A 25,161-nucleotide genomic window follows, 5' to 3' on the forward strand; every position below is an offset into this window, starting at 1 on the left:
TCAGCAAAAGGAACCCCGTGTGAACCTCCGCAAGAAGATCGCAGACAGCGAAGCCGTGCTGAACTGGGTGGCCCGCCGGATTGCCACTTACATTCGATTGGTCAACCGAAACACACGCTGGCAGCGCATCGGATACGAAGAACTGGATCAGCTGGCCGAACAAGGTGAGCCGGTCATCGTTGTGCTGTGGCATCAACGGCTGGCGCAGTCGCCCTATTTCTTCCCGCTGGACAAGGGGCGCATCTGTTCGATCACCTCCTCTGCCCGGGCGGGCAGCATGGTGGGCCGGGTACAAAAGCTGTTTGGCATGGACACGATCGCCATGGCCAGCAAGACACGCCACGTCGCCTTGTCACGTCAAGTTCTGGGCAAGATGAAGCAGGGTATCTCTATTGGGATCGCGGCAGACGGACCGCGCGGGCCGGAACGGGTTCTGTCGACGGTTCCGCTGGTATGGGCGCGCACCTCGGGCAAGCGCGTATTCGGTATCACCTTCTCCACGAAACATGGTCGCGAAGCGGGAACCTGGGATCACCTTCTGATGCCCCGCCCCTGGCGAAATGAAGGCGTGTTTCTGTGCCGGGAATGGACTGAAACGGTGCCCCGCAAGGCCAGCGAAGAGGAAATCGAGACCCTGCGCCTGAGCCTGGAGCAGCACATGAACGACATCACGGCAGAAGCTGACCGGATGGTCGGGCGCGAGCCCTGGTCACCTGACGCCTAACCGCCCCTGAGACGTTGCATCAGATAGACTTCGCTGCCTTCGGGAATCGGCTCGGTAAGCCCTGTGGCAATGACACGCCCGTCGATCGCGATGGAGACCCCCGCGTCAATGGGGGCCTGCAACTGCGGGTGGGCCCGGACCAGAGCCCGCAAAAGCTCTCCGGTGGTTTTGGCCTCGACCTCAACCACTTGCTGGCCCCCGGTCAGTGACCGGAGGCCGGACCAGAGGTGGACCTCAACCATTTTCCTTCAGGGCCGCCAGAATGCGCGGCGGAGACATCGGCAGTTGCTTCATCCGAACACCCGCCGCATTGGACACCGCATTGGCGATGGCGGCCAGGGGCGGCACGATGCCCGTCTCGCCCACGCCGCGCACCCCGAACGGGTGGCCCGGGTTGGGCACTTCGACGATCACCGTGTCAATCATCGGCAGGTCACTGGCAACGGGAATCCGGTAGTCAAGAAAGATCGAGTTCTGCAACCGGCCATCTTCGCCATAGATGTATTCCTCGTTCAGTGCCCAGCCGATGCCCTGCGCGGCGCCACCCTGATACTGCCCTTCCACATAGGTCGGGTGGATCGCCTTGCCGGCATCCTGAATGACCGTGTAGCGGGTGATCGATGTCTTGCCGGTTTCCGGATCGACCTCGGCATCGACGATGTGGGTGCCAAAGGATACGCCCGCGCCTTCGGGGGTGGCTTCGAAATGGCCCGAAATCGGGCCTCCGGTCGATCCCATATCCGCCGTGATATCGGCCAGAGGCAGCGGGTCGAAATCCCCTGCATTGGGCCCCGAGGGTACCGCGCAGCCGTCTTCCCATTTCACCGCATCGACCGGGATGCCCCACTTGGCCGCCGCACGTTCGCACAGTTTCTCGACCGCGTGTCTTGCGGCCTTGATCGTCGCGAGGCCCGACGCGTAGGTCACGCGCGAACCATGGCTCACGTCGTTGTAACCCAGCGTCGCCGTGTCGGCGATGGTCACGCGGATGTTTTCATACGGAATGCCCAGAACCTCGGCCGCCATCAGAGCCATGGATGCGCGCGACCCGCCGATGTCGGGTGTTCCGACCATCAACTGCGCCGAACCATCCTCGGACAGTGCCAGTGAAACGCTGGTCTCGCCCCCGTGGTTGAACCAGAAACCGCAGGAAACCCCGCGCCCCTGCCCCGGCTTCAGCGGTGCCGAGTAATGGGGATGCGCTTTGGCAGCCTCAAGGGTTTCGACCAGACCGATGCGTTCGTAGGTCGGGCCATAGCTGGCCTTCGTGCCTTCATGCGCGGCATTTTTCAGACGCACATCAATAGGATCGAGGCCCAGCTTGTTGCAGAGCTCATCAATGACGGATTCTACGGCGAAGGCGCCCATGGGTGCACCCGGCGCGCGGTAGGCGGCCTGTTTCGGACGGTTCGACATCACGTCGTAACCGATCTGCTTGACGTTGGTCAGGTTGTAGGGCGCAAAGGCGCACATGGCCGTCATGTCGCCCGGGGCGCCGGGGAAGGCCCCGCCTTGCAGGCGGAAGACACCCTGCGCCGCCGTGATCGTGCCGTCTTTCTTCATGCCGATCTTCACGTCCATCGACGCCGAAGAGGTCGGCCCGGTGGCCCGGAAAACCTCGGACCTGGTCATCACGATCTTGACCGGTCGGTTTGCCTTGCGGCTTAGCGCCAGAGCAACGGGTTCGATGAACACCGTGGTCTTACCGCCGAAACCACCGCCAATTTCAGACGCAGTCACGCGCAGTTGCGAGGTTTCGATCCCCAGCAACGCCGCACAGGTTTTCTGCGCGATCCAGTGGCCCTGAGTTGTGCACCACAGCTCACCCTTGCCGTCATTGCCCAGCATGCCCAGACAGGCGTGCGGTTCGATATAGCCCTGATGGGTCGCCTCGGTCACAAAGCTGTCTTCGATGACCAGATCGGCCTCGGCAAACCCAGCCTCGACATCGCCGTGCCCGCTTTCGTGATAACGCACGACGTTCGGGTGCATCCCTTCCGGCACCGAATAATCCGCAGCACCTTCCCGGATCACCGGCGCATCCGGGGCCATCGCTTTGTCCACATCGGTGACGTGCGGCAGCACCTCGTATTCGACCTCGATCAGTTTCAGCGCGTCACGTGCCGCCAAGGCAGATGTGGCCGCCACCGCAGCAACCGCGTGCCCGTCATAGAGCGCCTTTTCCCCCGCCATGACGTTTTCCAGCACATTCCAGAATTCACCTTCGAGCCCGGGCTTGAATGGGACATCGGCGAAATCGGCACGGGTCACGACGGCTTTGACGTCCTTCGATGCCTCGGCTTTCGAGGTATCAATCCTGACGATCCGGGCATGGGCATGGGGTGAGCGCAGAATCGCACCGTGCAACATGCCGGGGGCCGAGATATCCGCACCGAACTTGGCCCGGCCCGTCACCTTGTCCAAACCGTCGGGGCGATCGGGGCGGGTGCCAACGAAGGTGAAATCAGTTTTGCGATCGTCTAGAGCCATTATGACGCCTCCCGCATCTCAGCGGCCGTGTCCATCACGGCGCGAATGATCTTGTCATAGCCGGTGCAGCGGCACAGGTTGCCCGCCAGCCAATAGCGCGTTTCTTCCTCGGTCGGATTGGGGTTCTTCTCCAACAGCGACTTCGCCGCCACCAGAATGCCCGGGGTGCAGATGCCGCATTGAAGCGCGGCATATTCGATCATCTTCTTCTGCAACGGGTGCAGGATGTCACCATCCGCAATCCCTTCGACGGTCTCGATCTGCTTGCCTTCGGCTTCGACACCCAGCATCAGGCACGAGCACACAAGGCGGCCATCGACGTTGACCGAACACGCGCCGCAATCACCAGTGCCGCAGCCCTCTTTGGCGCCGGTCAGGTTCAGCTTGTCGCGTAGACAGTCCAGCAGGGTTTCCCGCGGGTCGCACAGGTATTCGACTGCGTCCCCGTTCACGGTGGTGGATACGTGCAGCTTGCTCATGCGTTTTCTCCCTTCGCGCGGGCATAGGCGATCTTTGCGGCACGTTTGGCCAGAACGCCAGCGACTTCGGTACGGAACGCGATCGTACCTCGTTTGTCATCGATCGGATTGCAGGCGGCCGACGCGGCCGCGGCCAGTGCGTCAAGGGCGGCATCGGCCAAAGTGCTGCCGATGATCGCTTTGGCACAGTCTTCAACCAACAGAACGGTCGGTGCCACGGCACCCAGCGACACGCGCGCCTCGGTGATGACGTCACCATCCAGGCGGAGGTTCACACCAACGCCCACCACCGCAATGTCCATTTCGGTACGGGGAATGAAACGCAGATAGGCGTCGCCCCCATTATCGCCGCGTGCAGGGATGTTGATGGCCGAGATCAACTCGCCCTTCGCCAGCGAGGTCCTGCCGGGCCCGGTCGGGATGTCCTCAACCGCAACGTCACGCGTGCCATCGGGGCCGGTTACGGTGACGGTCACGCCTGCGGCCACCATGGCGGGCACGGAATCAGCCGCAGGTGAGCCATTGCACAGATTGCCCGTCAACGTCGCGCGGCCCTGAACCTGAGTTGAACCGATCAGGTCCATCGCCTCGACCACACCGGGCCAGTCGCGGCCAAGCTCGGGGTGCTCGCTCATCTCGGCGCCGGTAACGGCCACGCCGATCGTCCAACTGCCGTCGTCGTTGCGGGTAATGTTGTGTACACCGTTGATTTTCTTGATGTCGATCAGCGTATCGGGCGTCACCAGCTCCGAGCGCAGTTGCACAAGTACATCCGTACCGCCCGCCAGAAAACGTGTGATGCCCGTCGCGTTCGCGGCCAGAGCCGAAGCTTCGGCAAAGCTGGCGGGGCTGTGATAATCCATGAAGCTACCTCGTACCTGTTGGTCAGGAATATCTGGGTTCGCGGCGACGTTAATTCACCCCTCGTCCGGCGTCCATGGGCCGAGCGACCAAAATTCAACTTCCAAATGTCGCTTTTGGACAGGGTTCAGAGATCGATTTCGATCACCCCATCAGGTTCCGCCGCGCGGCTTTGGCACAGGATCATGGCGCCTTCGCGCTGTTTGCGGGACAAAACGAAATCCCGATGCTCGACCTCGCCCGAAATGACACCGCATTTACAGACGCCGCAGATGCCGTCTGCGCATTTCACATCCACATGAAAACCGGCTTCGTTCAGAACTTGCGCCGCGTCCTTGTCTGCGGGCACGGGCAGTGTCCGGCCCGAACGCGCAAGCTTGAGTTCAAACGCGTGGTTTTCATATTCAGGCGTTTCAGGAACCGAGAAATACTCCAGATGACGTGCCACTTCGGGAAAGCCCTGCTGCTCGGCCGCCTGAATCACGCCGTTCATGTAACGATCCGGCCCGCAGGTATAGACATGCCATCCATCCCGGTAGCCGGACAGAATCACATTCAGGTCGGCGCGGGTGCCTTCATCCGAGAAATGGTAATGAACGCGATCCGCCCAGGGCATGGCGGCCAGGTCATCCAGATACCCCGCCCCGCCCCGTGTGCTGGCCGAATAGTGCAATTCGAAATCGCGGCCCAGCGCATGCAGGCGGTGGGCAAATGCGATCATCGGGGTGATTCCGATGCCGCCACCCATGAGGAATGTTCTGGTTGCCGTTTCATCCAATTCAAAGTGGTTGATCGGTTTGGACACGAAAACCTTTCGGCCCTCGGTAAAGATGCGATGCAACAGCGCTGACCCGCCACGCCCGTCATCTTCGCGCAGCACGCCGATCTGATAGGTCGTACGATCCGACGGGTCGCCCGACATGGAATATTGCCGCAGAAATTCCGGCGCGACCAGGACGTCCAGATGTGCGCCCGCTGTCCATCCCGGCAGGGGCGCACCGTCCAGCGATGCAAATTCGTATTTCGTGACATCCGCCGTCATCTTTTCAACCTTGGTCACGGCGACCCGCATCACAGGCGCATCACCGGCGATCTGATAGCGATGGATGATCGACATGTCCCCGCTTGCCTTGCGGGCCTTGTACTCGTCGGCCGTCACCATGGCCTCATAGGCTGCAATCCCGGCTTCTCGGTCCATTGCAAAGGGATAGGGCCAGGGGTGCGGAGCCAGATAAGCGGGATAGACGGCCAGGGTCTGATCTTCATATTTCAGGTCCAGATCCTTTTGCAGATCGCGCCGGTTCAACGGGTGCGTCGTGGGGCGATAGGCGCCGTCGGGCTGCAACTCGATATCCCACCACCATTTCTTGATGTCATTCAGCCCGCCATTGCCGACCGCATCGTCCAGCCTGGCCAGCGCGGGCGCGGCGGCGGGGATGTTCATCGCAGCCCACCGGAAGGGGCGTTCAGCGAAGATGCCTTCGAGGTTCCACGGGCAGGTCTTCATGCAGCGCCCGCACATCGCGCCGCCCGGGGTCGTCACACGGTACGTGGCGCATTTCTGGCTGTCGGATTTCCAGATTTCATAACCGTTGAACATCAGCTTCGGTCCAGCGGTGATCGCGCCCGAGGGACATTCGCGGGCGCATTTGTTGCAGGACTCGCAAAAGGTTTGCAGGCCGAAATCGATGGGTTTGTCATGCGTCATCGGCATGTCGGTCGTCACCACGCCTGATTTCAGGCGCGGGCCCAGATAGGGGTTCAGGATAACTTCTCCGATCCGGCTGACCTCACCCAACCCCGAGAGCAGCAACAGCGGCGGTTGCAGCACCTCGCCATCCATCACCGTATGCGCCTTGGCCTTGTAGCCCAGGTTGCGGATCTGCTGGGCGATCACGCCGCCCAGCAGCGAAAAGCGCAGATAGGCGCGCATGGATTGGGCGACGCTGATCCAGTCGTCACCACTGGCACCTTCCATCGTTTCATAGCCCTGATCGATGATCATGCTGATGGCCTGATCATGAGGCGGCACGATTTCTTCGCCCGTGGCGTCATGAGAATACCACGCCCATTCCGGGCAGCGGCTGAGGCCCACCGCATCGACCCCCAGGAAATAGGTCGCCGCCTTGATGTTCGCCGCATTGCGCTCGGCATCGGTGGGTCCGGCGACCTCGGCGCTTTCACCATCCTGCAACAGAACGAATGCACCCAGCGCGCGACGCTGGGCAAAGCTGGGCGCGGCCTTGCGCACGTAGTACCCGCCTTTCGCGGCGTCCTGCAATGACTTGCCCATGTCGCCGAACTGGGCGCGGGCGAACATGTCGGCGCGCTTGGGAACGCGGGCAACATTCTCTTCGTCGATATAGGTTGTCGGAGCCTCGACCCGTTTGAGCTTTTCGAAGGGATGGGCCCCGTCCACAAAGCGTCGTTTGGCATATGGGTCACGGTTGAGGGCGTTCTTGGCAAATCCCGTGCCCAGCCACCATGCCGGACCTTGGGTTCGAAACCACGACTGTTGCGCCATGGGCCTCAGCGGCCGGTCATGCGCGATGGGCATCTCTGTCGTCACGGCTGCAAGGCCAAACCGGGTGCCCAGCCAAGGCGCAACCAGCTGGTCGCCCTCGACCGAGGCCAGACCGGCGGCCACGGCCAGCTTGCCCAGATCAACCTCGGACGACATCACACCGTGCGCGCGGGCGTCAAAACCCAGCAGTCGGATATAGTTGGCGATGACCACGGCATTCTCGGTTGCCAGCAGGCAGGCACGATGATCCTGCGCGTCGATGATCCAGTCCGCACCGGGTTCGGAAGGGTCAGGGTCGCGATTGTGTTCGCAAAGAATGACGATGGCGTGACGGTGGTCGTCAATCGGCTTGGGCGCGGCCTCCATACTGTCTTTCAGATCGGCCATGATGAGATCGATCCCAGAGGCCAGCGTTTTGGTCTGGCGCGTGCGCAGCGCGTGGGCAAGCCGGTCGATATCGGGATTGCGACGTGGTTCGTCCAGCAGTGCATCCGACGGCAACGGCCCGCAGCCCATCATCGATGCGTCGTTGAAATACCCAAATGCCTTCAGATGGTTTGCGCGCTCCTGCGGGTCTGAGGGGATCTCGGATGCAATCGGGTTCACCAACCCGTCGCGGATCGCGTCCAGCATCGCCTGAAACTCGCCCATGGCGTTGACGATGCTGTCGGGCCGTTCCGGCCGGTGGAAACTCAGTTCGCCCATGGTGGGCACGCGCGACAAATCCGGCATGGTATCTTGTCGGGTCAAACGCTCCAACGGGTATCGCCCCATGTGAACGGGCCGGTTCTTGTCCGAGAAAAAGCGGATTCCCATTATGCGCCTCCTGTTGCCATCCATCCCCTACCCCGTCATGGACAGCGAAACCATTCATGCATAATCATAAGTGGTATGAAGAAAATCGATTTCACCGATCTCGACGGCAGGGTTCTGCGCACCTTTCTGACCATTCTCGAGGAAAGCTCGGTTTCGAAAGCTGCGGATCGGCTGGGCGTCACGCAATCGGCCATCAGCCACACGCTGGCCAAGCTCCGGCTGGTGCTGGGCGACCCGTTGTTTGTCCGTTCCGGTCAGGGCCTGACCCCGACCGAGCGCGCCTTGTCCCTGAAGGAGCCCGCGCAAAAGGTGCTGGACGGAATGCGGGCGCTGACCGAAGGGCGGCCGTTCGACCCGCAGTCTGAACAGATCAGGATCCGCATCGCCACCAATGACATGCCGCGCGAGTTGATCTTTCCGCAGCTGTTTCGAGAAACACGTGCCGAAGGCGCAGGCCTGCGGCTGGAATTCATTCCTTCAGGCGTGCCCGACCCCGAGCTGCTGCGCAGTGACAGATGCCAGTTGATGCTGACCCCGTTGCCGCCGGATGGGCCGGATATCTTTCAAAAACGTCTGATGACCAGCCCGCTGATGCTGTTCCATGACGCCACACAGCGCACGCCCCCGGACAGTTGGGACGCCTATTGCAACTGCGATCATGTCGAGGTTCGCTTTGCCGATGGCCGCAATGCCCGTGCCGTCATGCGTGGCGTCGATCAAAGCCAGATCAGGCCAGCGGTGGTGACCTTGCCGCATTTCAACGCCATCCCGGCCTTCATACTGGGCAGCGACCTGATCTCGACCGACACGGCGCTGATGAAACAGGGCCCGCTGGCCATGCTGGATTGCGCGCCACTGCCGTTCGAATGCGCGCCGGTGTCGATCTACATGGTCTGGCACCAAAGGTCGGCCAATGACCCGGCCCATCGCTGGGTTCGGGCCCGGATTGAGGCGATCGCCGCATCCCTTCAAACCTGAGACAACAGCCAGTCGCGCATGATCCTGACCAGTTGCGGCTGGCGCGGCTTGCGGGGCGCAACCACGTAAAACCCCAGATCTGCAAGCAGGACATCCGCAAGCGGCTGAACAAGACGGCCCGAGGCCACCTCGGGCGCGACAAGAGGCGCATTGGCCAGTGCTATCCCCTGCCCCGAAACTGCGGCATCGATAGCAAGGCTGGTCTGGCTGAAGCTCATCATTCTGGGCTTTCCGCTTGCACCCACCCGTTCAAGGAACAAGGGCCACAATCCGTGGGTATCGTTCAGCAATACCTGCTTCATCAAGTCAGAAGGGGTGCTGATTCCGCCCGCAACAGAAGGGCTGCATACCGGGATGAATTCGGTCGAGAACAAAGGCACCGCTTCCAGTTCCGGCGCAAACGGCGCCCGACCCTGCCTGACTGCAAGATCGACGCCATCCGAACTGAAATCCGCCAGACGCTCGCGCGCATCCACCTGAACCGAGATGTCCGGATACAGGTCCGTGAAGCCCGACAAACGCGGCACCAACCATTTCGAGGCAAAGCTGGGCGTGACCGACAACGTGATCCGCCGGTCCGGAGACAGGTCGGCCACAGCCTCTTCGATCAAGCTGAAAGCACGCCGCAGGGGCGCGTGAAACCGCCGCCCGGCATCCGTCAGGCGCAACCCGCGCGGCAGGCGGTCGAACAGAACCTCGTCCAATCGTGCTTCAAGCCCGCGCACCTGCTGCGCGACGGCACCTTGTGTAACGCCGAGTTCCTCGGCGGCCAGTCGAAAGTTCAAGTGACGGCCAGAAGCCTCGAAAGCGCGCAAGGCGTTAAGGGGTGGAAGGGCGGTCATGCTGTTGTCCAGTAGATTTTCTACAGAATAGAGGCAGCAGAACTGATTGGTCAAACCACTGTCCGACAGCCATCTTGGGATCAACTGAAAACGGAGATGTCAGATGGAAAAAGTAGCACTTATCACAGCGGGCGGCAGCGGCATGGGGGCGGATTCCGCCCGGAGGCTGGCGGCGGACGGTTTCAAGGTCGGCATTCTGTCCTCCTCGGGCAAAGGGGAAGCTTTGGCAAAAGAGCTGGGCGGCGTCGGCATTACCGGCTCGAACCAGTCCACCGAGGATTTGCAGAAACTTGTCGATGCCGCCATGGCCCATTGGGGGCGTATTGACGTTCTGGTCAATTCTGCCGGTCACGGCCCCCGTGCCCCGATCCTTGAACTGACGGATGAGGATTGGCACACCGGCATGGATGTCTATTTCCTGAACGCGGTGCGCCCAACCCGGCTTGTGACCCCGATCATGCAGGCGCAGGGGAGAGGCTCGATCATCAACATCTCGACCTTTGCCGCGTTCGAGCCGGATCCGGTTTTCCCGACGTCGGGCGTGTTCCGCGCCGGGCTGGCCGCCTTCACCAAGCTGTACTCGGACAAATATGCCGCCGCGAATATCCGCATGAACAACGTTCTTCCGGGCTTCATTGACAGCCTGCCCGAGAAAGAAGAATTCCGCAGCCGCATTCCGATGGGTCGTTATGGGCGCAGCTACGACGAGATCGCTTCGGTCGTCGCTCTGCTCGCCTCGGAGGGCGGCGGTTACATCACCGGACAGAATATCCGGGTGGACGGCGGTATCACCCGGTCTGTCTGAGCTTAGAACCGCGCCTTTACAAGATGCGTCAGCGCCGCGCCGGATTCAAAAAAGGCGCGGCGCACGCGCGTCCAGTTTTCGCGGTGTTCCGACACGGCGGGAACCGGCAGAAGCGAGGGATCATCGGCCAGAAGGCTTTCGGCCATCATGCGACCGAACACCGTGCCCGGGCCGATACCGCGACCGGAATACCCGTGTGCGGCCAAAGCGTTGGGGCCGATCTGCGTGATCTTTGGAATATGATCCGATGTCATTGCGATCCGCCCGTGCCACCCGTGTTCCAACGGCTGGTCGGCCAATTGCGGATAGAGCTCGGCCAGCTTGCGCCGGACCCAACCGGAATGTGCAACCCGGCCGACATGTCCCAGATCCCCCATGCCGCCAACGATCATCCGACCCGCCTGATCCAGCCGGAATGACGTCATGATCAGCCCGGTATCCCAGCACCCTTCTTTCCTTGGCAGGATACTGGCGCGCAAATTGTCGGTCAGCGGGGCCGTGGCATACTGGAAATAGTAGACCGGCACATAGGCAGGCGCGGTATCCGGCAGCGCAAGATGATAGGCATTCGTCGCCTGAATGACCGATCTTGCCCGAACCGTCCCGCCCGGTGTCACCAGAACCCAGTGCCCGCCCTCATATGTCATGGTCTGCACGGGGCTTTGCGTGTGTATCCGCGCCCCGGCCTGTGACGCCGCGCGCGCCAAACCCACCGCATAGGCCAAAGGCTGAATGGTTCCTGCCCGTGGATCGAACAAGGCACCTTGAAAGGCCTGGCTGCCGGTGCGTTCACCCGCCTGATCCGCCGACAACAGCTCAACCGGCGCTCCGGCTTCGCTCAACTGCGCATGACGCGTATGCAGGTCCTTCAAACCCGACGCGGAATGAGCGCAATGCAGGGTTCCGTTGCGCACGGGCTCACACGCAATGCCATATTCATCGATCAAGGCAAACACATCCGACGGCGCCTTGGCCAGCAAGTCGATCAAACGGTTCCCCGGTTCAGTACCGATATGCGCACGGATGTCGTCCGGCGGCAGCCACAGCCCCGCATTGACCAGACCGACATTGCGCCCCGAACCGCCAAACCCGATTTCCTGCGCCTCGAGCAGGCAGACCGACGCGCCGGCGCGGGCTGCGGTCAAAGCCGCTGAACAACCGGTGTAGCCACCTCCGAAGACAGCCAGATCAACCGCTGCGTCAGCGGTCAGGGGCGGTGCGGGGACTGTCTCGGTGCAAGTGGTCTGCCAAAGTGCATGTTCGGGATCGTTCACGTCGGGCCTCTGAGTCTTGTCGGCGGATCATCATACCGATGCCCCTCCCTTTGCAAGCGGCCTTTTGACCCGTGCTGCGGCAACGAAACAGGCCCGGCAGGAACGGGCTTTGCCCGGGCCTGCCGGGCCCAACCGGAGGAGTCATTCCGTGAGGAATGAAGACGACGGGCGGGAGAGCCCGCGTGGTGGGCTCAGACGTCGAGCGATCGCGCGATCAGCTCTTTCATGACCTCGTTGGTGCCGCCATAGATCATCTGCACCCTGGCATCCGCGTAAAGACGCGCAATCGGGTATTCCATCATGAACCCGTAGCCGCCGAACAATTGCAGGCATTCATGCATGATCTCGTTTTGCACCTCGGATCCCCAGTATTTGGCCATCGAAGCAGTTGCCGCGTCCAACTCGCCTGTTTCCAGTTTCCCGATACAATCATTGATGAAACTGCGCAGAACCTCGGCCTTGGTCTTGCATTCCGCCAGTTTGAACCGGGTATTCTGAAAATCCATCACCCGCTTCCCGAAGGCTTTGCGTTCCTGCACGTATTTCACGGTTTCGCCGATGGCGAAATCGATCGCGCCCAGCGCCATGATCGCGATATTCAACCGTTCCCACGGCAGCTGTTTCATCAGCTGATAGAAACCCTGCCCTTCCTCGGGGCCCAACAGGTTTGTCATCGGCACTTTGACATCTTCGAAAAACAGCTCGGCAGTGTCATTGCCTTTCATGCCCAGTTTCTTAAGATTCCGCCCCCGGCGAAAACCTTCACACCCGTCAGTTTCCACCACGATCAACGAAACGCCGCGTGCACCAGCGGTCTTGTCGGTCTTGGCGGCCACGATGATCAGATCCGCAGTCTGTCCGTTCGTGATGAAGATTTTAGACCCGTTCAACCGGTAGGAGTTGCCGTCCTTCTCGGCCGTCGTCCGCACCGCCTGTACGTCCGAACCGGTACTGGGTTCGGTCATTGCCAGCGCGCCGACCAATTCACCCGACGCCAGTTTGGGCAACCACTTCTTCTTCTGTTCTTCGCTGCCATAAGCGGTGAGATAGTGGGTCACGATCGACTGAATGCCATAGCCCCAACCCGCATCACCCCGCGCGCCCTGTTCGTAGGCCGTGATGGCGTCAAAGCCCATGCCGCCGCCGACGCCGCCATATTCTTCAGGGATCGCACCCGCCATCAGCCCGGTTTCGCCGGCCTTTCGCCAGAAATCGCGATCCACGACGCCGTTTTCAACCCAGGTTTCGATATTGGGCGACAGTTCGTCATCCATGAACCGACCCGCCATATCCGCGAACATGCGGTGTTCATCAGTGACCCATGCCGCAGTCGAAGTGAAAAGTGACATTGAACGCCCTCCAATCGGTCTTTCCGAAAAGGCTAGCGCCGTGTTCGGTTCACGCCAATCCTTGTGACGCCGCGTCCCTTTGAGGAACAACGCAACGTCTCGGCCTGCGATGTCAGAGAACACCTTTTGGCTGGCGGGGTTAAGCCAGTGCTTTGGCCAAAAGGTGCTTGGCCGCATCCTTGGCGTCTTCCGCCGGATCGCAGTTCTTGAGCAGGACGGCGGAAACGATGGCTCCTTCCTGCAACAACACGATCTGACTCGCGAGCTTCCGAGGATCATGCGCGCCGGCCTGCCGGGCTATGGCCGTGAAGTGTTCCAGCAAAAGCTGTTTGTGTTCGGCGGCCTGCACATGGATGGGGTGATCCTTGTCCTGATACTCGGCCCCGGCCTTGATGAACATGCAGCCCCGGAACCCGTCCTCTTCGAACCACTCTTTCAGGGCATCGAAACTGACGATGATCTGATCGGCCGGTGTTTCCGCCATCTCGTCGATGCGCTGAAAGAACCAGTTGCGAAAGTTCTCATCCCGCAAGCGCAGCGCGGCGATGATCAGGTCTTCCTTGGTGCGGAAATGCTTGTACATCGACGTCTTGGACACGCCCGTTTCCACAACCAGCTTGTCCATGCCGGTTGCGTGAAACCCGTCGCGGTAAAAGACCTTCAGGGCCTTGCTGACCAACTCATCCCGTTTGTTTGGGCGCATGATTCGGCTCCATGGTGTACCGTTCTGTACATATTATCATGGAACGTGAAGTACAATGACCTCAGTCCAAAGCATTGTTTTGAAATAGTTTTACCAGGCGCCTTGTCTCACCATGAAATTTCCACTTGCAAAAGTTTACAGATCGGTACACTTTGCCTGTAAGTTAACCGATCTGTACACCCGAGGATTTGACCGATGAAACGTCGCGCCAGCATTTTTCCACCTCAGTACGTCCCCTTCCTTCTGACCATGGCTCTTCTTGCCGCCTCCCTCACCTGAAAGCCTTTTGCGAAATGTCCAGACCCCCCTTGCCCCCCTTCACGTTGGAAACTGCCGCTCAAAAAGTGCGCGCGGCGGAAGATGCCTGGAACAGTCGCGATCCCGACCGCGTGACGCCCGCCTATACGGATGACAGTCAATGGCGGAATCGGGCTGAATTCCTGTCCGGCCACGCCGACATCCACGCCTTTCTGACCCGCAAATGGCGGAAGGAACTGGATTATCGCCTGATCAAGGAACTGTGGGCCTTTGCCGGAAATCGCATTGCCGTACGCTATGCCTATGAATGGCGCGACGACAGCGGTCAGTGGTTCCGATCCTATGGCAATGAAAACTGGGAATTCGCCGATGACGGGCGCATGTCACATCGCCATGCCTCGCTCAACGATCTTCCGATAGCCGAAGATGACAGGCTGTTTCATTGGCCCTTGGGCGAACGCCCTCATGACCACCCCGGGTTGTCCGAACTGGGTCTTTGAAAGGATTTTCCAATGCCCCGCGCTTTTTCCGAACTGACCTTCACACCCGCTGTGCGCGCCCATCAAGAAAGGATGGGATCGGCCAGAACCTATGCCAAGTTCATTGCAGGTGGCCCGCGGCAAGGCCATCTGATCGGAGACACCGAGAAAGAGTTCATTCAGGCGCGGGACGGGTTCTATCAATCCACCGTGTCCGAGACCGGCTGGCCCTATGTGCAGTATCGGGGCGGGCCGACAGGGTTTCTGAAGGTACTTGGCCCTCAGACCATCGGATATGCGGATTTTTCGGGCAATAAACAGTATATCTCGCGCGGGAATCTGGACGGCAATGATCGTATTGCAATGATCCTGATGGATTACGCCAACCGACGCCGCCTTAAGATCCTTGGGCGCGTAGAGTTCACGGAAGGCGAAACAGCGGCCGCCACCCTTTACCCGGAAGAGGCCGAGGGACCGGCCGAACGGGCCGTGATCATCCGCGTCGAGGCATTGGACTGGAACTGCCCAAGCCACATCACGCCGCGGTTCACCGAAGCAGAGTTGCGCCCTCATCTGAACAGGCTGGGGCAGCAGTTGGCAGAGTTGCAGGCGGAAAACCAAAGGCTGAAACAGCAATTGGCAAAGTCAGGTTGACGTTTCAGCCCTCACAGAATTTACGGATTTCAAGAGAAGGGAGTGTCGCAATGGTTCGCTCGGTCTTTCACCTCTCGGCGGCTTGCCTTGCCGGTACTGCCCTAATCATTCTGATCATCATGTTCGGTTTTTTCGCTTCACCCAGTGCGGTACGAACATCGCCGCCATCGGTATTCAGCAAGATTTTGTTCGAACATTTGCAGCAAGAATGATGACCGAGCGTCACTGCGGCAGGAACCCGGCAAGCGCGCTTGTCGTTTCAGGCCAATGCCATCAACTCGGGCCCACGGGGCGCATAGGCTGAAAGACTGAAGAACCTGGCCAAAGAGCGGCCCGGTTCCAGGTCTGCTCTCACCACCAAGAATGGTGAGAGCATGTAAAGCCAGATCAGGCCGTGCTGCGCTTTTTCCGCCGCCCCATCACAAACAGACCGCTGATGCCGCCAAGAAGCAGCCAGCCAGCAGCGGGCAGCGGCACAGGGGCTACCGTGTATTCCCCATACAGCGTTGCGACGTTTTGCATGTTTTCCGTTGTGCTGAAGCCGTTCGAAATGGTGCTGCCGCCGTCCTGAGAGAACCCGAGGACCGAGAACACATAATTCTGTCCACGAAAATTAAAGCTCTGAGAGCCCAAATTGTTGGTAATGGTCACGATGTCATCACAAGGGGTAGCATCCGCCGGACAGTTCGCTGGACGATTCAATGTCTCGTTATGCGTCAGGGCAAACGACGAAGACACCAAAGGGCCACCGCTGATCAGTATATCGACAAGGAGGTCGACAGAGCTTAGGGTTGTTCCCGTGATCGGGAAATTCAGATGCGAGAACTGACCCAGAGCAAAAGCAGTTCCAGGCATCAGACCTGAAATTGGCGTGCCAGTTGGCGTGAAATCGTAACCACTCGAGCTGCTGCCACTTCCCCAGCGAAGAGAAATCGTAGAACCAGAGGTGCTTTCAGTAACGCCGGAACTTGGATTTACGTTTTGCCAAGAGGGCGAGATGCTGGAAATGGTCAGCGCCGACGCACCGCTTGCGGTCATCACACCTGCAACAGCGATCGCAGCTATGTTTCGTATGAATGTCATGTGCCCACCTTACGTATGAATACTCGTTACAAACCACTCTGGGAAAGAGTAGCACAACAGGATCATATTCCCAGCTCACGCGCCACATTGACGCCACGTTTTCACCTTAATCAAGGCGAATGACGCCCCAAAGAGCGTCAAAAAGGACACAATCATCTAGCCTGCGCCAATTGTCCAACTTTTGGAAACAGATACTTAGGATACAAGGCGCCAGCTCAACGATTGAACACACAAGTGGGCGCCGCGTGATGGTTCATCAACGGTCGGATCGTACCATTGCTTCGATACCGGCGGCGCAAAAGTCCACCAGACGGTCCATGCCTGATACGTCACCGCCCTGCGACAGGGCTTTGACCCGCCATCCACTGTTGAGATGGGCCAGCATCGCCGAGACCGAATAAACCTGGCCACTTGCCAAAACCGCAGGATCGACATCCGGGTAAAGCGTGGCGATCTCGGTGATGAACAGCTGGGCGGTAGGGTCGAAACATTCCGCTGCGATATCGCGCCACCTGGGGTCAACCGATACGTGGGCCACCAACCGCCCATATGCCATCCATCCGGGCCCACCCGTTTCTGCCAGGTCCACATAGGGTCGGATAAAGCTGTCCAGAATGCTGTGAAGCGTCAGCGGAGCGACGGCCTTGGCCCTGTTCAACGCGTCGATCCGAAGCTGCGCCAACGCGTCCGCGCGCCGCGCCACGGTTTTGTAAAACAACTCCTCCTTGCCACCACCATGATGGTGCACAAGACCAATCTGAACCCCCGCCAAGGCCGCGATATCCCGGATCGACGCACCCTCGAATCCCCGTTCGGCAAAGACGGTTTCAGCCGCATCCATGATCCGCGCCTTGGTTTCAAGCGATCGCTTGGACGGTGCTCTTTGCCTTGGTTTTTCTATGTTTTTTGGACTCATGAATATTATCTTGCCTTATTTTGGTCGTTCGTTCAAGTTAAGCATCACGAACTTCGGGAGGGTTCATGACACAGACGCGCAACGCATTCGCCTTGATCGGGGCGGGGCCGATGGGTTTGGCGGCAGCCAAGGTGCTCAAGGAACAGGGCATCGCCTTTCAGGGCTTCGAATTGCATTCGGATGTGGGCGGTCTGTGGGATATCGATGCCCCCAGATCAACCATGTATGAATCGGCGCATCTGATCTCTTCAAAGCGCATGACCGAATTCGAGGATTTCCCGATGGATGAGGCTGTGGCCGAGTACCCCTCGCATCGGGCGATGCGCGACTATTTCCGGTCCTTTGCCGATCGTTTCGGCCTGCGTGAAAGCTACTGGTTCAATGCAGAAGTCACCCGGATCACTCCGCTGGGCAAATCCGGTGACGGTTGGCGTGTTGGCTGGCGGGACGCCGAAGGTGAGCATCAGGCTGAATTCGCAGGGGTACTGATTGCAAACGGCACCTTGTCGGAACCGAATATGCCCAGCTTTCCTGGCACGTTTGACGGCGAGTTGATCCACGCCTCGCAATATCGGTACCCCAGTCAGTTCGACGGCAAGCGCGTGTTGGTCGTGGGCGCGGGCAATTCCGGCTGTGACATTGCGGTTGACGCAATCCATCACGCAGAACGCTGCGATCTGTCCATGCGGCGCGGCTATTACTTCGTGCCGAAATACGTTTTCGGCAAACCGGCCGACACGATGGGCGGCAAGATCCGCCTGCCGATGTGGTTGAAGCGCAAGCTGGACAGCCTCATCCTCAGTTGGTTTGTCGGTGATCCGCAGAAATACGGCTTTCCCAAGCCCGATTACCAGCTATACGAAAGCCACCCGGTGGTCAATTCGCTGGTCCTGTATCACGCGGGCCATGGCGACCTGCGCATTCGCCCCGATATCGACCGCCTGGAAGGCAAAACCGTGCATTTCAAGGACGGCACGCGCGAAGAATATGACATGATTCTCGCCGCGACCGGATACAAGCTGCACTATCCGTTCATCGACCGGGGCCTGCTGAACTGGCAGGGTGATGCCCCACATCTGTACCTGAACGCGATGCACCCCGAACGGGACGATCTTTTTGTGCTGGGCATGGTCGAGGCCACGGGTCTGGGCTGGCAGGGCAGGCACGAGCAGGCCGAAATGGTGGCGCGCTATATCAAAGGTCTTCAAAAGGGCTGCCCGGTGGCGGCCGATCTGAAGGCTGCAAAACAAAAAGACTATAAGCGCGCCACCGGAGGCATGAGCTATATCGATCTGCCGCGAATGGCTTACTACGTCGACAAGGCCACCTACAGAAAGGCTGTCACCGGGTGGATCGAACGGCTGCGGAAAGCCACGGTATGAGTGGTATCGACGAAATTACGCTGAATTTCAGCCCGGCCTCTCTGACGCTGTTGAATGCGATACTGGCGATCGTGATGTTCTCGATTGCGATCGATCTGACACCAAGGGATTTTGATCGCCTCAGACGCGCGCCGAAACCAGTGATCGTCGGGCTGGTATCCCAATTTCTGGTCCTGCCGGCGCTGACTTTTGCGCTTGTGTGGGTGACGGCCCCGCGACCGTCAATTGCGCTTGGGCTGATCCTTGTCGCAGCCTGTCCGGGCGGCAATATCTCGAACTTCATTACGCACCGCGCCGGTGGCAATGCGGCGCTGTCGGTGTCGATGACCGCCTTTGCGACCATCGGCGCAATTTTCATGACGCCCTTCAACATTGCGCTTTGGGGCGGGTTGTATCCGCCGACACGCGCGATCCTGCAACAGACCCAGATTGACCCGGTTCAAATCGCAATCCTTGTCGGGTTGATGCTGATCCTGCCTCTGGTTCTGGGCATCGCACTGAACCAGCGCCGCCCGGCCCTGACCGCACGGTTGCGTGCGCCGCTGCAATACCTGTCGATGGGTATTTTTGCGGCTTTCATCTTACTTGCCCTGGGCGCGAACTGGGGGTTCTTCCTCAGCTTTTCCGGGGCTGTTGCCGGGCTTGTGATCCTTCACAACGCCCTGGCGCTGGGGGGCGGTTGGGTTGTGGCCACTCTGACCCGGCTGTCCCCTTTCGATCGCCGCGCCATCACCATCGAAACCGGCATTCAGAATTCCGGCCTTGGGCTGGTTCTGATCTTTGCCTTTTTCCACGGGCTGGGCGGCATGGCCGTCGTGGCCGCATTCTGGGGCATCTGGCACGCGATCTCGGGGATTGCCCTGGCGTCGGTCATGGCCCGAACCGAGGCCGCGCGATGAGCCGTATCCTGATCACAGGCGCCGCCGGCATGGTCGGGCAGGCACTGTTGCCCGAACTTAAGGGGCACGATGTTTTTGCAACGGATATCAAACGCCCCGACAGCATGCCGGAAAACGTCCACTATCTGCCCTTGGATGTAACGACCGACGCGCCCGCGCGCGTGATCTCCAACGTGAAGCCTGAAGTCATAGTGCATCTGGCCTCCATCGTGACGCCTCCGCCAAAAATGGAACGGGCAGCGGCATATGCGGTTGATGTCGAGGGCACCCGCAAGGTGGTGAACGCGGCCCTTGCAAACGGAGTGCGAAGATTGGTGGTCACATCCTCGGGTGCGGCCTACGGCTATCACCCGGACAACCCCGTGCCCCTGCGCGAGGATGATCCGTTGCGCGGCAACCCAGAGTTCCCGTATTCCGATCACAAAAGGCAGGTCGAAGAGATGCTGGCCGAGGTTCGCAAAGCCGCCCCCGATCTGGAACAGGTCGTGCTGCGCGTGGGCACGGTTCTGGGGGCCGGGTCCGAAAACCAGATCACCGCCCTGTTTCACAAACCCCGCCTGCTGGCCGTGGTCGGCAGCGAAAGCCCGTTTGTGTTCATTTGGACGCATGATCTGGCACGCATCCTGAAGCGCGCGGCAACCGACGGGCCGGACGGCGTTTACAACGTCGCCGGGGACGGCGCGATGGGCGTGACCGATCTGGCGCGTGCGATGGGAAAACCGGTTCTGCGCCTGCCCGCTTGGGCGCTGAAATCGGCTTTGGCCGCTGCACGTCCGCTGGGTCTGTCCCGCTATGGCCCGGAACAGGTGCGATTTCTGCAATATCGACCGGTTCTGGACAACACCGCCCTGAAATCCGACTTCGGTTACACGCCGGAAAAAACCAGCGCCCAGGTATTCGCGCTCTGGCAAAAGCAGGCGGGGCTATGAAGACGGCTGTCATATCCGGCGGGGCGGGCGGTTTGGGGCGGGCCCTCAGCCATGCCCTGCAAAGTCGCGGGTGGCGAGTGGTGCTGCTGGATCTCGATGTTTCAGGTCTGGACACCGGGCCGAACCAGTTGCCTGTTGGCTGCGACCTGACGGATCCCGACCAGCTTGCCAGAGCAACCCAAAAGGTGATCGCGACCAGCGACAGTATCGATCTGGTCATCTACAACGCCGGTGTCACGCAAATCCGGGGCTTTGAAAAGTCCGACGCGGCCAGCCACCGAACTCTGTTTGACATCAACTATTTTGCGGCCGTTGAAATGGCCCGCGCGTTCTTGCACCCGGTTCGGGCATCAAAGGGGACACATCTGGCCATCTCATCGGTGGCCGGGTTTGCACCGCTTTACCATCGGACGGCCTATGCTGCCTCGAAACACGCGCTGGAGGGGTTCTTCAAATCGCTGCGCTCGGAAGAAGCCCCTCATGGAGTTGAGGTTCTGATCGCTGCCCCGTCCTTTGTGGCCACCAACCCCGGCAACGCACAAGAGCAGGCGGATGGCACAGCGCGGCCCGGATCGGCGAAGGACGGGATGGACGAGATGAGCCCCGAGGCCGCCGCCGAAACGATCCTGCGCGGGCTGGACAAATCGCTGCCCATGATCCCGGTTGGCCGCGTGGCGCGCCTGTCCTGGTGGCTCAACCGCCTTTCGCCACGCCTGTATCAGCGCATGATGGAGCGCAACATGCGCGGCGCGGGGCACTAAAAAACTGCCCCAGGCCCTTGACCTTCCCGTCACTGGAACCCCCATCTGGTGAGTAAGGAAACTTCATGGGCGAGTCGCATGGCGCAAAAAGCACTGACAGAGCTGAAAATCACGGGCATGGGATGCGCATCCTGCGTGGGACGCGTTGAAGAGGCGCTGCGTGATGTGCCCGGGGTGGAAACGGCCTCAGTCAACTTTGCAACCAAGTCCGCACAGGTGGCTTTTGACGGGCCGGTTTCGGCGCTGACCAAGGCATTGGACGCGGCAGGGCATCCGGCCGAGACCAGCCGGGCGGATCTGATCATTGAAGGTATGAACTGCGCCTCGTGCGTGGCCAAGATCGAGCGCGCACTGAAGGCCAGCCCCGGTGTGATCGAAGCGCAGGTCAATCTGGCGACACAAACTGCCGCGGTGACTTACGCTGCTGGGACAACGACGCCACAGGCGCTGGCACAGGTGGTCACCGACACCGGATACCCGGCGCGGCTTCAAGCCGCTTCGACACCCGAAGACCGCGCAGACACTGAAACAGCAGGGCTGACCCGGGCCACTCTGCTGGCGGCCGCTCTTGCCCTGCCCGTGTTCATACTTGAGATGGGCGGGCACATGATCCCCGCCTTCCACCATTGGGTACACGCCACCATCGGTACGCAGACCAGCCAGTTGATTCAGTTCGCCCTGACAACGGCCCTGCTGCTGGGACCCGGTCGTGTGTTCTATCGCAAGGGCATCCCGTCGTTGCTGAGGGGCACGCCGGATATGAACGCGCTGGTCGCGCTGGGAACCGGGGCGGCCTATCTGTATTCGGTGGTGGCCACATTTGCCCCCGGCGCATTACCGATCGGAACTGCCAACGTCTATTACGAGGCGGCGGCTGTGATTGTCGTTCTGATCCTTCTGGGCCGTCTGATGGAGGCGCGCGCCAAGGGCAAAACCGGGGCTGCGATCCGTAAACTGGCGGGCCTTCAGCCCAAAAGCGCGCGGGTCGAAATCGATGGCCGGATAGAAGACCGCCCTATCGCCGAGATTGCGGTGGGCGACATCCTGCACATCCGCCCGGGCGAACGTGTGCCGGTGGATGCCGAAGTGCTCGAGGGCACCGCTTACGTCGATGAAAGCATGATCACGGGCGAGCCGATACCCGTTGGAAAATCAGCTGGCGCGGCTGTTGTCGGAGGAACCGTGAATGGCACCGGCGCCTTGCGGGTTCGGGCGACGCGCGTGGGAGGCGACACGGTGCTGGCCCAGGTCGTTCGCATGGTGCAGCAGGCGCAGGGGGCCAAGCTGCCGATCCAGGGCCTGGTCGATCGGATCACATATCGCTTTGTCCCGGCGGTCATCCTGGTCGCCGTGATCGCCGTCGCGGCCTGGCTGATCTTCGGCCCAAGCCCCGCCCTGCCGCTGGCGCTTGTCGCCGGGGTTTCCGTGCTGATCATAGCCTGCCCCTGCGCCATGGGTCTGGCCACTCCTACCTCGATCATGGTCGGCACCGGGCGCGCGGCCGAACTGGGGGTGCTGTTCCGCAAGGGCGATGCCTTGCAGCAGCTTCAGCAGGCACGCGTCATCGCGCTGGACAAGACCGGGACCCTGACACTGGGCCGTCCAGAACTGGACAATGTTCTGACGGCGAACGGGTTTGACAGGGATGAGGTTGTGCGGCTGGCCGCCGCCCTCGAGGCGCGGTCGGAACACCCGATAGCTTCGGCGATCACCCGGGCCGGGCCTGCGACGCTGCCACAGGCGACGGACGTCCTGTCGCTTACCGGGCTTGGCATGCAGGGGCTGGTTGACGGCCGCAACGTGTTGATCGGGTCGCACCGGCTTATGCAACAACGCGGGATAGACCTTGGAGCCCTGGCAAGCGAGGCAGACGCCCGCGCCGCCGAAGGGGCAACACCATTGTTCGTCGCATTGGATGGGCAGGCCGCAGCCACGTTGTCTGTGTCCGACCCGGTCAAACCCGGCACAGAAGAGGCGCTGGAGCGGCTCCACCAAATGGGTCTGACCGTGGCCATGGTCACCGGAGACAACGCGCGCACCGCGCAGGCCTTGGCTGATCGGCTGGGTATCGATCACGTCACCGCCGAAGTGCTGCCCGACGGCAAGGTGGATGCGATCACCGCCTTGCGGGACCAGTTCGGAACGCTGGCTTTCGTCGGCGACGGCATAAATGACGCCCCGGCGCTGGCAACGGCTGACATCGGCATCGCCATCGGGACGGGCACCGATGTGGCCATCGAAACCGCTGATGTCGTTCTGATGTCCGGCGATCTGCGCGGGGTTGCAAATGCAACCGAGATCAGCCGCAGAACGATGCGAAACATTCGCCAGAACCTGGGATGGGCATTCGGTTACAATGTCCTGCTGATCCCGGTCGCCGCTGGTGCGCTGTACCCGTTCGGAGGCCATCTGTTGTCTCCGGCACTGGCGGCGGGCGCAATGGCGCTTTCGAGCGTCTTTGTCGTCTCGAACGCGCTGCGTCTGCGTCGCGTTCAAGCCAGCGTGCCGGAAACCCCGATCCCGCCCGCCAAGGAGGTGCACGCATGAATATCGGAGATGTGTCCGCCCGCACCGGCCTGCCTGCAAAGACGATCCGGTACTATGAAGACATCGACCTGATCAAACCGCTGCGCGACGACAACGGCTATCGCCGATTTCGCGATCAGGATGTGCACAAGCTGAACTTTCTGGGCCGGGCCCGGGCTCTGGGATTCACCATCGGGGATTGCCGGACATTGCTGGCGCTTTACGAGGATGAAACCCGCGCCAGTGCAGATGTGAAACAGGTCGCGCGGGATCATCTGGCGCAGATCGAAGCCAAGATCGCCGACCTGAACGCGATGCGCGAGACGCTGAGCCACCTGATCGACGCCTGCGCCGGGGATGACAGGCCGGATTGCCCGATCCTGCAGGATCTGGGCGGGAAGGGCTGACTTGGGGTTGCCCTTTGGGCGCAGCTTTGCTTTGTCTTCGCCAAACATTTCGGCCAGGCACGCACCGCTGAAGCCGACCGAACAGCGGAGAGGATCACAAAATGGCAAAAGTCGCGTTCCTTGGCTTGGGCGTCATGGGCTATCCCATGGCTGGGCATCTTCACGCCGCAGGTCATGACGTCACCGTCTACAACCGCACAGCTGCCAAGGCCGAAGCCTGGGTAAAGCAGCATGGCGGATCGATGGCGGCCACCCCGAAAGACGCGGCTGAAGGCGCCGAATTTGTGATGGCCTGCGTCGGCAATGACGACGATCTGTGCATGGTTTGCACGGGCGAGGACGGCGCATTTCGCGGCATGTCCAACGGGGCTGTTTTCGTCGACCACACCACGGTTTCTGCAAAAGTCACACGGGAATTGTACGCTGCCGGCCAATCACAGGGTATCGCCTTCGTGGACGCGCCGATCTCGGGCGGCCAGGCAGGCGCCGAAAACGGTGTTCTGTCAATCATGTGCGGCGGAGATCAGGCGGCGTATGATGCGGCTGAACCGGTGATGCAGGTCTATGCTAAGATCTGCCGCCGGATCGGGGACAGCGGCGCGGGCCAGATGACCAAGATGTGCAACCAGATTGCCATCGCAGGGTTGGTTCAGGGCCTGAGCGAAGCATTGCACTTCGCCGAAAAGGCCGGGCTGGACGGAAGGGCCGTGGTCGAGGTGATCAGCCAGGGCGCGGCGGGCAGCTGGCAGATGGCAAACCGGTATGAGACCATGCTGGATGATCACTTCGAACATGGCTTTGCCGTCGACTGGATGCGCAAGGATCTGGGTATCTGTCTGGATACCTCCAATGAAACCGGTGCGTCCCTGCCCGTCACCGCTCTGGTCGATCAGTTTTACAAGGATGTGCAGAAACTGGGTGGTGGCCGCTGGGACACCTCGTCGTTGATCAAGCGCCTGCGGGCCATGGGGTAACGCGGGGGGCTGTCTGCCCCCCATCGCGCCAAGGCGCGATTCCCCCCG

The 25,161-nt window shown here is 60.7% G+C and carries 23 protein-coding genes; 12 read left to right on the forward strand and 11 right to left on the reverse strand.

All coding sequences use genetic code 11. The annotated features are described in order from the left end of the window. Nucleotides 1-19: 19 nt before the first annotated feature. A complete protein-coding gene (locus GOW56_RS13405; RefSeq protein ID WP_171168817.1) occupies nt 20-724 on the forward strand; it encodes a DUF374 domain-containing protein in 705 nt (234 codons plus the stop codon). Here the strand turns inward: GOW56_RS13405 and GOW56_RS13410 are convergent. The 5 genes from GOW56_RS13410 to GOW56_RS13430 form a co-directional block, all read right to left on the reverse strand. Further along, nucleotides 721-966 carry a MoaD/ThiS family protein gene (locus GOW56_RS13410; protein ID WP_152458904.1) on the reverse strand — a complete coding sequence of 82 codons (246 nt, stop codon included), beginning with the start codon at nt 964-966 and terminating at the stop codon, nt 721-723. The two genes, GOW56_RS13405 and GOW56_RS13410, sit on opposite strands and share 4 nt — an antisense overlap. Then, nucleotides 959-3,214: a xanthine dehydrogenase family protein molybdopterin-binding subunit gene (locus GOW56_RS13415; RefSeq protein ID WP_171206207.1), complete on the reverse strand. Its 2,256-nt coding sequence runs from the start codon at nt 3,212-3,214 to the stop codon at nt 959-961. Before GOW56_RS13415 ends, GOW56_RS13410 begins: the two co-directional genes overlap by 8 nt. Beyond that, nucleotides 3,214-3,693 (reverse strand): (2Fe-2S)-binding protein, encoded by a 480-nt coding sequence (locus GOW56_RS13420; protein ID WP_171206208.1) that lies wholly within the window; start codon nt 3,691-3,693, stop codon nt 3,214-3,216. The genes GOW56_RS13415 and GOW56_RS13420 overlap by 1 nt, the downstream gene beginning before the upstream one ends. Further along, complete coding sequence (locus GOW56_RS13425; protein ID WP_171206209.1) at nt 3,690-4,556, reverse strand: xanthine dehydrogenase family protein subunit M; 867 nt, start codon at nt 4,554-4,556, stop codon at nt 3,690-3,692. The genes GOW56_RS13420 and GOW56_RS13425 overlap by 4 nt, the downstream gene beginning before the upstream one ends. A 125-nt stretch (nt 4,557-4,681) precedes the next feature. Then, nucleotides 4,682-7,894 carry a reductive dehalogenase gene (locus GOW56_RS13430; RefSeq protein ID WP_171206210.1) on the reverse strand — a complete coding sequence of 1,071 codons (3,213 nt, stop codon included), beginning with the start codon at nt 7,892-7,894 and terminating at the stop codon, nt 4,682-4,684. Between the two features lie 75 nt (nt 7,895-7,969). On the opposite strand from GOW56_RS13430, the gene GOW56_RS13435 reads away from it, so the two are divergent. Continuing rightward, on the forward strand, nt 7,970-8,872 hold the full coding sequence (locus GOW56_RS13435) for a LysR family transcriptional regulator (protein ID WP_171206211.1): 903 nt from the start codon (nt 7,970-7,972) through the stop codon (nt 8,870-8,872). Here the strand turns inward: GOW56_RS13435 and GOW56_RS13440 are convergent. Then, nucleotides 8,863-9,714 carry a LysR substrate-binding domain-containing protein gene (locus GOW56_RS13440; RefSeq protein ID WP_171206212.1) on the reverse strand — a complete coding sequence of 284 codons (852 nt, stop codon included), beginning with the start codon at nt 9,712-9,714 and terminating at the stop codon, nt 8,863-8,865. The two genes, GOW56_RS13435 and GOW56_RS13440, sit on opposite strands and share 10 nt — an antisense overlap. Before the next feature lie 103 nt (nt 9,715-9,817). Here GOW56_RS13440 and GOW56_RS13445 point away from each other — a divergent pair, with 103 nt between their 5' ends. Beyond that, the gene (locus GOW56_RS13445; protein ID WP_171206213.1) at nt 9,818-10,519 is read left to right on the forward strand and encodes an SDR family oxidoreductase; all 702 of its coding nucleotides are present in this window, start codon (nt 9,818-9,820) and stop codon (nt 10,517-10,519) included. Nucleotides 10,520-10,521: 2 nt separating this feature from the next. On the opposite strand, the gene GOW56_RS13450 is transcribed toward GOW56_RS13445, so the two are convergent. The 3 genes from GOW56_RS13450 to GOW56_RS13460 form a co-directional block, all read right to left on the reverse strand. Further along, complete coding sequence (locus GOW56_RS13450; protein ID WP_171206214.1) at nt 10,522-11,793, reverse strand: FAD-binding oxidoreductase; 1,272 nt, start codon at nt 11,791-11,793, stop codon at nt 10,522-10,524. 191 nt (nt 11,794-11,984) lie between these two features. Then, on the reverse strand, nt 11,985-13,142 hold the full coding sequence (locus tag GOW56_RS13455) for an acyl-CoA dehydrogenase family protein (RefSeq protein ID WP_171206215.1): 1,158 nt from the start codon (nt 13,140-13,142) through the stop codon (nt 11,985-11,987). Nucleotides 13,143-13,281: 139 nt separating this feature from the next. After that, the gene (locus GOW56_RS13460; RefSeq protein WP_171206216.1) at nt 13,282-13,845 is read right to left on the reverse strand and encodes a TetR/AcrR family transcriptional regulator; all 564 of its coding nucleotides are present in this window, start codon (nt 13,843-13,845) and stop codon (nt 13,282-13,284) included. Nucleotides 13,846-14,138: 293 nt separating this feature from the next. On the opposite strand from GOW56_RS13460, the gene GOW56_RS13465 reads away from it, so the two are divergent. Both GOW56_RS13465 and GOW56_RS13470 read left to right on the forward strand, forming a co-directional pair. Continuing rightward, on the forward strand, nt 14,139-14,603 hold the full coding sequence (locus GOW56_RS13465; protein WP_171206217.1) for a nuclear transport factor 2 family protein: 465 nt from the start codon (nt 14,139-14,141) through the stop codon (nt 14,601-14,603). A 12-nt stretch (nt 14,604-14,615) separates the two neighbouring features. Next, nucleotides 14,616-15,236 carry a pyridoxamine 5'-phosphate oxidase family protein gene (locus tag GOW56_RS13470; protein ID WP_171206218.1) on the forward strand — a complete coding sequence of 207 codons (621 nt, stop codon included), beginning with the start codon at nt 14,616-14,618 and terminating at the stop codon, nt 15,234-15,236. Nucleotides 15,237-15,623: 387 nt separating this feature from the next. Here the strand turns inward: GOW56_RS13470 and GOW56_RS13475 are convergent, their stop codons facing one another. Together GOW56_RS13475 and GOW56_RS13480 are read right to left on the reverse strand one after the other, a co-directional pair. After that, on the reverse strand, nt 15,624-16,319 hold the full coding sequence (locus GOW56_RS13475) for a THxN family PEP-CTERM protein (protein ID WP_171206219.1): 696 nt from the start codon (nt 16,317-16,319) through the stop codon (nt 15,624-15,626). A gap of 256 nt (nt 16,320-16,575) precedes the next feature. Then, nucleotides 16,576-17,235, reverse strand: coding sequence for a TetR/AcrR family transcriptional regulator (locus GOW56_RS13480; RefSeq protein WP_171118653.1), 660 nt, complete (start codon nt 17,233-17,235; stop codon nt 16,576-16,578). 65 nt (nt 17,236-17,300) lie between these two features. On the opposite strand from GOW56_RS13480, the gene GOW56_RS13485 reads away from it, so the two are divergent. From GOW56_RS13485 to GOW56_RS13515, 7 genes are all read left to right on the forward strand, one after another. Further along, nucleotides 17,301-18,617, forward strand: a complete 1,317-nt coding sequence (locus GOW56_RS13485; protein ID WP_171168841.1) for an NAD(P)/FAD-dependent oxidoreductase — start codon at nt 17,301-17,303, stop codon at nt 18,615-18,617. Further along, nucleotides 18,614-19,516, forward strand: coding sequence for a bile acid:sodium symporter family protein (locus GOW56_RS13490; protein ID WP_171206220.1), 903 nt, complete (start codon nt 18,614-18,616; stop codon nt 19,514-19,516). The genes GOW56_RS13485 and GOW56_RS13490 overlap by 4 nt, the downstream gene beginning before the upstream one ends. Next, nucleotides 19,513-20,445: an SDR family oxidoreductase gene (locus tag GOW56_RS13495; protein WP_171118657.1), complete on the forward strand. Its 933-nt coding sequence runs from the start codon at nt 19,513-19,515 to the stop codon at nt 20,443-20,445. Before GOW56_RS13490 ends, GOW56_RS13495 begins: the two co-directional genes overlap by 4 nt. After that, nucleotides 20,442-21,206, forward strand: coding sequence for an SDR family oxidoreductase (locus GOW56_RS13500; RefSeq protein ID WP_171206221.1), 765 nt, complete (start codon nt 20,442-20,444; stop codon nt 21,204-21,206). The genes GOW56_RS13495 and GOW56_RS13500 overlap by 4 nt, the downstream gene beginning before the upstream one ends. A 78-nt stretch (nt 21,207-21,284) precedes the next feature. Further along, the gene (locus GOW56_RS13505; protein WP_171206222.1) at nt 21,285-23,753 is read left to right on the forward strand and encodes a heavy metal translocating P-type ATPase; all 2,469 of its coding nucleotides are present in this window, start codon (nt 21,285-21,287) and stop codon (nt 23,751-23,753) included. Further along, nucleotides 23,750-24,139, forward strand: a complete 390-nt coding sequence (gene cueR / locus GOW56_RS13510) for a Cu(I)-responsive transcriptional regulator (RefSeq protein ID WP_171118663.1) — start codon at nt 23,750-23,752, stop codon at nt 24,137-24,139. Before GOW56_RS13505 ends, cueR begins: the two co-directional genes overlap by 4 nt. A 101-nt stretch (nt 24,140-24,240) precedes the next feature. After that, nucleotides 24,241-25,113, forward strand: a complete 873-nt coding sequence (locus tag GOW56_RS13515; protein WP_171206223.1) for an NAD(P)-dependent oxidoreductase — start codon at nt 24,241-24,243, stop codon at nt 25,111-25,113. Nucleotides 25,114-25,161: the final 48 nt, after the last annotated feature.

Origin of the sequence: Ruegeria sp. HKCCA0235A (assembly GCF_013033235.1) — a bacterium.
In the GTDB taxonomy this organism is placed as follows: Bacteria; Pseudomonadota; Alphaproteobacteria; order Rhodobacterales; family Rhodobacteraceae; genus Ruegeria.

Excerpts from the sequence above, each read along its gene's own strand:
- GOW56_RS13410 (WP_152458904.1), bottom strand. The coding sequence starts at position 966 with ATGGTTGAGGTCCACCTCTGGTCCGGCCTCCGGTCACTGACCGGGGGC.
- GOW56_RS13415 (WP_171206207.1), bottom strand. The coding sequence starts at position 3,214 with ATGGCTCTAGACGATCGCAAAACTGATTTCACCTTCGTTGGCACCCGC.
- GOW56_RS13420 (WP_171206208.1), bottom strand. The coding sequence starts at position 3,693 with ATGAGCAAGCTGCACGTATCCACCACCGTGAACGGGGACGCAGTCGAA.
- GOW56_RS13425 (WP_171206209.1), bottom strand. The coding sequence starts at position 4,556 with ATGGATTATCACAGCCCCGCCAGCTTTGCCGAAGCTTCGGCTCTGGCC.
- GOW56_RS13430 (WP_171206210.1), bottom strand. The coding sequence starts at position 7,894 with ATGGGAATCCGCTTTTTCTCGGACAAGAACCGGCCCGTTCACATGGGG.
- GOW56_RS13435 (WP_171206211.1), top strand. The coding sequence starts at position 7,970 with ATGAAGAAAATCGATTTCACCGATCTCGACGGCAGGGTTCTGCGCACC.
- GOW56_RS13440 (WP_171206212.1), bottom strand. The coding sequence starts at position 9,714 with ATGACCGCCCTTCCACCCCTTAACGCCTTGCGCGCTTTCGAGGCTTCT.
- GOW56_RS13445 (WP_171206213.1), top strand. The coding sequence starts at position 9,818 with ATGGAAAAAGTAGCACTTATCACAGCGGGCGGCAGCGGCATGGGGGCG.
- GOW56_RS13455 (WP_171206215.1), bottom strand. The coding sequence starts at position 13,142 with ATGTCACTTTTCACTTCGACTGCGGCATGGGTCACTGATGAACACCGC.
- GOW56_RS13460 (WP_171206216.1), bottom strand. The coding sequence starts at position 13,845 with ATGCGCCCAAACAAACGGGATGAGTTGGTCAGCAAGGCCCTGAAGGTC.
- GOW56_RS13465 (WP_171206217.1), top strand. The coding sequence starts at position 14,139 with ATGTCCAGACCCCCCTTGCCCCCCTTCACGTTGGAAACTGCCGCTCAA.
- GOW56_RS13470 (WP_171206218.1), top strand. The coding sequence starts at position 14,616 with ATGCCCCGCGCTTTTTCCGAACTGACCTTCACACCCGCTGTGCGCGCC.
- GOW56_RS13475 (WP_171206219.1), bottom strand. The coding sequence starts at position 16,319 with ATGACATTCATACGAAACATAGCTGCGATCGCTGTTGCAGGTGTGATG.
- GOW56_RS13480 (WP_171118653.1), bottom strand. The coding sequence starts at position 17,235 with ATGAGTCCAAAAAACATAGAAAAACCAAGGCAAAGAGCACCGTCCAAG.
- GOW56_RS13485 (WP_171168841.1), top strand. The coding sequence starts at position 17,301 with ATGACACAGACGCGCAACGCATTCGCCTTGATCGGGGCGGGGCCGATG.
- GOW56_RS13490 (WP_171206220.1), top strand. The coding sequence starts at position 18,614 with ATGAGTGGTATCGACGAAATTACGCTGAATTTCAGCCCGGCCTCTCTG.
- GOW56_RS13495 (WP_171118657.1), top strand. The coding sequence starts at position 19,513 with ATGAGCCGTATCCTGATCACAGGCGCCGCCGGCATGGTCGGGCAGGCA.
- GOW56_RS13500 (WP_171206221.1), top strand. The coding sequence starts at position 20,442 with ATGAAGACGGCTGTCATATCCGGCGGGGCGGGCGGTTTGGGGCGGGCC.
- GOW56_RS13505 (WP_171206222.1), top strand. The coding sequence starts at position 21,285 with ATGGCGCAAAAAGCACTGACAGAGCTGAAAATCACGGGCATGGGATGC.
- cueR (WP_171118663.1), top strand. The coding sequence starts at position 23,750 with ATGAATATCGGAGATGTGTCCGCCCGCACCGGCCTGCCTGCAAAGACG.
- GOW56_RS13515 (WP_171206223.1), top strand. The coding sequence starts at position 24,241 with ATGGCAAAAGTCGCGTTCCTTGGCTTGGGCGTCATGGGCTATCCCATG.